The organism is Streptomyces sp. NPDC059010, assembly GCF_042740355.1.
GTDB lineage: Bacteria > Actinomycetota > Actinomycetes > Streptomycetales > Streptomycetaceae > Streptomyces.
This window is the reverse complement of record NZ_JBHYJA010000055.1, coordinates 43774-49518: the sequence shown is the minus strand read 5'-3', so window position 1 is coordinate 49518 and position 5745 is coordinate 43774. Positions and strand designations below refer to the sequence as shown.

7 protein-coding genes are annotated in these 5745 nt (G+C 71.2%); all 7 read left to right on the top strand.

Annotated elements, in window-relative coordinates; genetic code table 11:
- The first annotated feature begins 314 nt into the window (after positions 1 to 314).
- The 7 genes from ACFWYS_RS40090 to ACFWYS_RS40060 all read left to right on the top strand — a co-directional run bounded on the left by ACFWYS_RS40090 (position 315) and on the right by ACFWYS_RS40060 (position 5613).
- Positions 315 to 1424 (top strand): SchA/CurD-like domain-containing protein, encoded by a 1110-nt coding sequence (locus tag ACFWYS_RS40090; protein WP_384780524.1) that lies wholly within the window; start codon positions 315 to 317, stop codon positions 1422 to 1424.
- 91 nt (positions 1425 to 1515) lie between these two features.
- Positions 1516 to 1980: a cupin domain-containing protein gene (locus ACFWYS_RS40085; RefSeq protein WP_384780521.1), complete on the top strand. Its 465-nt coding sequence runs from the start codon at positions 1516 to 1518 to the stop codon at positions 1978 to 1980.
- Entirely contained in the window at positions 1977 to 3245 is a 1269-nt protein-coding gene (locus tag ACFWYS_RS40080; RefSeq protein WP_384780518.1) for a beta-ketoacyl-[acyl-carrier-protein] synthase family protein, read from the top strand. Before ACFWYS_RS40085 ends, ACFWYS_RS40080 begins: the two co-directional genes overlap by 4 nt.
- Positions 3242 to 4495 carry a ketosynthase chain-length factor gene (locus ACFWYS_RS40075; protein WP_384780515.1) on the top strand — a complete coding sequence of 418 codons (1254 nt, stop codon included), beginning with the start codon at positions 3242 to 3244 and terminating at the stop codon, positions 4493 to 4495. Before ACFWYS_RS40080 ends, ACFWYS_RS40075 begins: the two co-directional genes overlap by 4 nt.
- A gap of 83 nt (positions 4496 to 4578) precedes the next feature.
- Positions 4579 to 4845, top strand: a complete 267-nt coding sequence (locus ACFWYS_RS40070; protein ID WP_384780512.1) for an acyl carrier protein — start codon at positions 4579 to 4581, stop codon at positions 4843 to 4845.
- Between the two features lies 1 nt (position 4846).
- Positions 4847 to 5305, top strand: coding sequence for an SRPBCC family protein (locus ACFWYS_RS40065; RefSeq protein ID WP_384780509.1), 459 nt, complete (start codon positions 4847 to 4849; stop codon positions 5303 to 5305).
- Positions 5290 to 5613, top strand: a complete 324-nt coding sequence (locus tag ACFWYS_RS40060; protein ID WP_384780506.1) for a TcmI family type II polyketide cyclase — start codon at positions 5290 to 5292, stop codon at positions 5611 to 5613. Before ACFWYS_RS40065 ends, ACFWYS_RS40060 begins: the two co-directional genes overlap by 16 nt.
- The last annotated feature ends 132 nt before the right edge of the window (positions 5614 to 5745 follow it).

Genomic DNA, 5745 nt, shown 5'->3' with positions numbered 1-5745 from the left:
GCGGGGCGGGTGTGGACGTCTTACCACCCCTCTGTTTTGTGGTGGGTGGTGTCTTTCTTGCATATACCCCCCCCCCCCACCGGGGGGGGGGGGGGGGTTTATTCATTCACGACCCCCCCCCCCCCCCGGGCGCTTTGCCGTGCCCAACTCCGGCCGGTGAACGGGCACTTCGAGGGGCGGTTCCCTCAATTGGCCCGCATGGCTCGCGGACCCCAGGGCCCTGACCCACGATGAAGGCTCAGGGCCGAAACCCGCGTTCGCGCTGGTGGACGGGGACGGCCGCCGCTTGCTCCCGCGGAGGAAGGGTCTGCCGGATGACCACTTCGCCCTACACGTCCCAGTCGGCATTCGACGGCTCCAGGATGCGCGTCACCCTTCTGGTCGACCTCCACGAAGGCGCCCAGCAGGAGTTCCTCGACGCGTACGAGCAGATGCGCGACCGAGTCGCCTCGGTTCCCGGTCACCTCGGTGACCAGCTGTGCCAGTCCCTGGAGAACCCGTCCCAGTGGCTGATCACGAGCGAATGGGCGACCGCCCCGCCGTACCTCGCCTGGGTGGGCAGTGACGAGCACTTCGAGACGGTCAAGCCCCTGCAGAACTGCGTCCGTGAACTGCGGTCGATGCGCTACGGCATCGTCCGTGAGACCGGCGGCGCCCGCCCCGGCATCGGCGGACTCCAGACCGCCGCGCGGACCGGCGACGGGGTCACCCGGCACGCCCTGACCTTCACCGTGAAGCCGGGCTCCGAGTCCAAGGTCGCGGAGATCCTCGCCGGATACGCCCCGCCGCAGGCCCGCGTCGACGACTCCACGAGGCTGCGCCGCACCACCCTGTTCATGCACGGCAACCGGGTCGTGCGCACCGTGGAGGTGGAGGGCGACCTGATGGCGGCCCTGCGCCATGTCTCGCGCCAGCCCGAGGTACGGGCCGTGGAGGAGGCCCTCAACCCGCATCTGGAGCAGCACCGGGACCTCGCCGACCCCGAGTCCGCCCGGGCCTTCTTCGCCCGCGCCGCCATGCCGCCCGTGCACCACGTGGCACGCGGCGGACCCGAGCCGGACGACATCACCCGGCACGCCCTGTACTACCCGGCCCGCAAGGGCTGCGGCATGGCCCTGGCCCGGCTGCTCTCCCGGCAGGACGAGGCCGCGCTGACCGACCCGGCCGGCCCCGTGCACCGCAGCACCGTCTTCCAGCGCGAGGACATCGTCGTCCGCCTCATCGACGTACGGGGTGATCCCGAGACCGACCCGGTCATGGCGCTCGGCATCCATGGCCCGAGGAAGCCCGCCGTGCTGGCCCGTCTGCTCGACGGCGCAGCCCTCGGGCTGGCGGGACCGCTCACCGGCGAGCGGGACGCGAACCGCCTTCTGGCACACGCCGACATGATCCCGATCACCGACCGCAGGGCCGCGCAGTCCTGACCGCGCGACACCGGCCTGATCCGCCGGACAGGACCGATCCGAGGACCGACCCAAGGGACCACCACCCCATCGAACGACCTGGAGACAGACCATGGACAAGATGCGCCCGCGCGTCGTGGACATCCGAGAGATCGAGCCCAACCGTAAGCGCGGCGGTGACCTGCGCACGCTGCTCACCCCTGTCACGGTGGGCGCCACGAGCGGGTTCATGGGCCTGGCCATCATGCGGCCGGGCGAACGCATCAGCGAGCACTACCACCCGTACTCCGAGGAGTTCGTGTACGTCGTAGAGGGCCGGCTGGAGGTCGACCTGGACGGAGAAACGTTTTCCCTCCGTTCCGACCAGGGCCTGATGATCCCCATCGACATGCGACACCGCTTCCGCAACGTCGGTGACGAGGAGGCCCGCATGGTCTTCCACCTGAGCCCCCTCGCGCCGAACCCGAAGCTGGGCCACGTCGACACCGAGGCCCCGGAGATCAGCGACGACCTCACGGCGTACCCGCTCGTCCAGGAGGAGGGCGGGCAGCACGAACGACCGGGGGTCCTGTCATGACCCGGCGGGTGGCGGTCACCGGCATAGGCGTGGTCGCTCCGGGAGGAATCGGGGTACCCGCGTTCTGGGACCTCCTCGCGAGCGGCCGTACCGCGACACGAGGCATCACGCTGTTCGACCCCGAGGGCCTGCGGTCCCGGATAGCCGCCGAGTGCGACTTCGACCCGCTCGCCCACGGACTCGACCCCGAACAGGTCGAACGCGCCGACCGTTACATCCAGTTCGCCCAGGTCGCCGCCCAGGAGGCGGTGGCCGACAGCGGGGTCGACTTCGCCGCGGAGAACCCCTGGCGGGTGGCCGTGTCCCTGGGCAGCGCGGTGGGCGGCACGACCCGGCTCGAACACGACTACGTCCTGGTCAGCGAGCACGGGCAGCGCTGGGACGTCGACCATCGCGCCGCCGAGCCCGAGCTGCACCGGGCGTTCACGCCCGCCACGCTCGCGGCGGACGTCGCCGAACGGTTCGGGGCGCGGGGGCCGGTGCAGACCGTCTCCACCGGCTGCACCTCAGGGCTCGACGCGGTGGGCTACGCCTTCCAGACCATCGAGGACGGCCGCGCCGACGTCTGCCTGGCCGGGGCCTCGGACTCGCCGATCTCCCCGATCACCATGGCCTGCTTCGACGCCATCAAGGCCACCTCGCCCAACAACGACGACCCGGAACACGCCTCCCGGCCCTTCGACGCCCACCGCGACGGATTCGTCATGGGCGAGGGCGCCGCCGTCCTCGTCCTGGAGGAACTGGAGCACGCACGCGCGCGTGGCGCGCACGTCTACTGCGAGATCGCCGGCTACGCCACCTTCGGCAACGCCTACCACATGACCGGACTCACCAGTGAGGGACTGGAGATGGCCCGGGCCATCGACCTCGCGCTCGACCACGCGCGCGTGAACCCCACCGACATCGACTACGTCAACGCGCACGGCTCGGGCACCCGGCAGAACGACCGGCACGAGACCGCCGCGGTCAAGAAGTCCCTGGGCGCCCACGCCTACGACACGCCCATGAGCTCGATCAAGTCCATGGTGGGTCACTCGCTCGGCGCGATCGGCGCCATCGAGGTCGTCGCCTGCGTCCTCGCCCTGGCCCGCCAAGTGGTCCCGCCGACGGCGAACTACGAGACCCCGGACCCCGAGTGCGACCTGGACTACGTCCCGCGCACCGCCCGCCCGCGCAGGCTCGACAACGTGCTCTCCGTGGGCAGCGGCTTCGGCGGGTTCCAGTCCGCGGTCCTTCTGACGGGGCCGGCAGGGAGGAATCGATGAGTGGTAGTGGCATACGCACCCGACGGACGGCCGTCACCGGCATCGGCGTGGTCGCGCCCAACGGCCTGCACCAGGACACGTACTGGAAGTCCGTCAAGGAGGGCACCAGCGTCCTGGACCGAATAACCAGGGAGGGCTGCGAGCACCTCCCCCTCCGAGTCGCCGGCGAGGTCCGCGGCTTCGACCCGTCGGCGCTCATCGAGGAGACCTTCCTCGTCCAGACCGACAAGTTCACCCACTTCGCCCTGGCCGCCGCCGACGCCGCCCTGCAGGACGCGGGGCTGAGCAGCACCGCCGCCGACTCCCCGTACTCCGTGGGAGTGGTCACCGCGGCCGGATCCGGCGGCGGCGAGTTCGGCCAGCGCGAACTGCAGAAACTGTGGGGGAAGGGATCCCGGTTCGTCGGGCCCTACCAGTCCATCGCCTGGTTCTACGCCGCCAGCACCGGCCAGATCTCCATCCGCAAGGGCTTCAAGGGACCCTGCGGAGTGGTGGCCAGCGACGAGGCCGGCGGCCTGGACGCCGTCGCACACGCGGCCGGGGCCGTGCGCCGGGGCACCGACGTGGTCGTCGTGGGGGCGGCCGAGGCGCCGCTCGCCCCGTACTCGGGGGTCTGCCAGCTCGGCTACCCCGAACTCAGCACCGTCGCCGACCCCGCCCGCGCCTACCGCCCCTTCACCTCCGCGGCCTGCGGTTTCGTGCCCGCCGAGGGCGGTGCCGTGCTGGTGGTCGAGGACCTGGACCGGGCACAGCGCCGTGCCGCGGTCGTCCGGGCCACCGTGGCGGGACACGGCGCCACCTTCACCGGCGCCTCGCGCTGGGACCTTTCACGGGAAGGGCTCGCCCACGCCATCACGGGCGCCCTGGACGAGGCCGGCTGCGCGCCGGAGGAGATCGACGTCGTCTTCGCCGACGCGATGGGGATACCGGAGGCGGACCGCGCCGAGGCCCTCGCCCTCGCCGACGCCCTGGGCCGGCACGGCACCGAAGTGCCCGTCACCGCCCCCAAGAGCGGTATCGGACGGGCCTACTGCGGGGCGCCCCTGCTGGACATCGTGGCCGCGGTGCTGGCCATGGAGCACGGGCAGATCCCCCCGACGCCCGGTGTCTTCGACATCTGCCACGACATCGACCTGGTGACCACCGCGGCCCGCCCGGCCGAGCTCCGTACGGCCCTGGTCCTCAGCCGGGGACTCATGGGCTCCAACTCGGCGCTCGTGCTCCGCCGGGGCCCCGCGACCAGCGTCTAGAACGGCTGCCGCCCGGTCTACACCGTGGACGGGCGCCGGCCCGGCGGCACCACCTCCGCACCGGTACGACAAGGAGAACCCGTATGACCACCGAAATCACCCAAGTGACCGTCGAGGAACTGGCCACGCTGATGAAGACGGCCGCCGGTGTGACCGTCGACCCGCACGACCTCGCGGGCCGGGCCGACACCCCCTTCGCCGAGTTCGGCCTGGACTCGCTCGGCCTCCTCGGCATCGTGGGCGAGCTGGAGAACCGGCACGGCCGGGCGCTGCCCACCGACGCGGAGCGCTGCAAGAGCCCCCGCGCCTTCCTCGAACTCGTCAACGGCGCACTCACGACAGGAGCATGAGGTGGCAGGACACACCGAGAACGAGATCACCATCGCCGCACCCCTCGACCTCGTCTGGGACATGACGAACGACCTGGAGAGATGGCCGAAGCTGTTCAGCGAGTACGCCTCCTGCGAGGTGCTCTCCCGTGACGGCGACGCGGTCACCTTCCGGCTGACCATGCACCCCGACGAGAACGGCAAGGTCTGGAGCTGGGTCTCGGAGCGGATCGCCGACCGCGAGAAGCTCATCGTCCGCGCCCGCAGGGTCGAGACCGGTCCGTTCGAGTACATGAACATCGTGTGGGAGTACGAGGAGACTCCCGACGGCACCCGGATGCACTGGACGCAGGACTTCGCCATGAAGCCCGACGCCCTCGTCGACGACGCCTGGATGACGGACAACATCAACCGCAACTCGCCCATCCAGCTGGGCCTCATCCGCGACCGCATCGAGGAGGTCTCGTGCACCACGCCCTGATCGTCGCCAGGATGGCCCCGCACTCGGCCCAGGACATCGCCGGCGTCTTCGCGAACTCCGACCGCGGCGAACTCCCGCACCTCGTCGGGGTCACCCAGCGCTCCCTGTTCCAGTACGGCGATGTGTACATGCACTTCATCGAGGCCGAACAGGACCCGGGCCCCGCCATCGCGAAGGTGGCCGGGCACCCCGAGTTCGTCGACATCAGCACAAGGCTCGAAGCGTTCGTCAGCCCGTACGACCCGGAGACCTGGCGCAGCCCCAAGGACGCGATGGCGCGGTGCTTCTACCGCTGGGAGAGGAACTGATCGAAACAGGCCGCCGCCCCGGGCGCCGAAGCACCGGCGGGGGGCCCGGCGGGGGGGGTGAGGGGGGGGGGCGCCCACACCCCCCCCCGCTGCGGGGCCGCACCGCCCTCGCCCTCGCCCGTACCGCCTACG

Bases quoted from the DNA above. Each gene is read 5' to 3' on its own strand.
- ACFWYS_RS40090 (WP_384780524.1), top strand. From the start codon at position 315: ATGACCACTTCGCCCTACACGTCCCAGTCGGCATTCGACGGCTCCAGG.
- ACFWYS_RS40085 (WP_384780521.1), top strand. From the start codon at position 1,516: ATGGACAAGATGCGCCCGCGCGTCGTGGACATCCGAGAGATCGAGCCC.
- ACFWYS_RS40080 (WP_384780518.1), top strand. From the start codon at position 1,977: ATGACCCGGCGGGTGGCGGTCACCGGCATAGGCGTGGTCGCTCCGGGA.
- ACFWYS_RS40075 (WP_384780515.1), top strand. From the start codon at position 3,242: ATGAGTGGTAGTGGCATACGCACCCGACGGACGGCCGTCACCGGCATC.
- ACFWYS_RS40070 (WP_384780512.1), top strand. From the start codon at position 4,579: ATGACCACCGAAATCACCCAAGTGACCGTCGAGGAACTGGCCACGCTG.